At 26.9% G+C, this 412-nt stretch carries 1 protein-coding gene; it reads left to right on the top strand.

Translation table 11 applies throughout. From position 1 onward, the window contains the following. Nucleotides 1-383 (top strand): TIGR00730 family Rossman fold protein (locus CRV02_RS14600; RefSeq protein ID WP_129090919.1); only part of this gene is annotated, 383 nt, incomplete at its 5' end. Between the last annotated feature and the right edge of the window lie 29 nt (nt 384-412).

Below are 412 nucleotides of genomic sequence, written 5' to 3'. Positions count from 1 at the left end.
CAACAAAAGAGTTAGAAAATGAAAAACTTTCAAATCTTATTAAAGTAAATAATATGAGAGAAAGAAAAGCCCAAATGGAAGAACTTTCAGATGCTTTTATAGCCTTTCCTGGAGGATGTGGTACTTTAGAAGAGATTTCTGAAATATTAACTTCTATTCAAGTAGGATATACACAAAAACCTTGTGCTTTTTTTAATATAAATGGATATTATGATAATTTATTAGCATTTTTACAAACAGCTGTAAATGAAGGTTTTATGCTAAAAGAACATTTCGATTCAATTATAGTAAGTGATGATATAAAGGAGATTTATAAAGGGTTTATTAATTATGAACCCCCAAAGAGTAAATGGGAGATTTTAAAAGCATTAACAAACTGTTAATTTTTTGTTACTGCTCATTAATTCTTAAC

Source organism: Arcobacter sp. CECT 8989 (genome assembly GCF_004116715.1).
In the GTDB taxonomy this organism is placed as follows: Bacteria; Campylobacterota; Campylobacteria; order Campylobacterales; family Arcobacteraceae; genus Halarcobacter.
The sequence above is the reverse complement of the archived record's forward strand: the minus strand, read 5'-3'. Positions and strand labels throughout refer to the sequence as shown.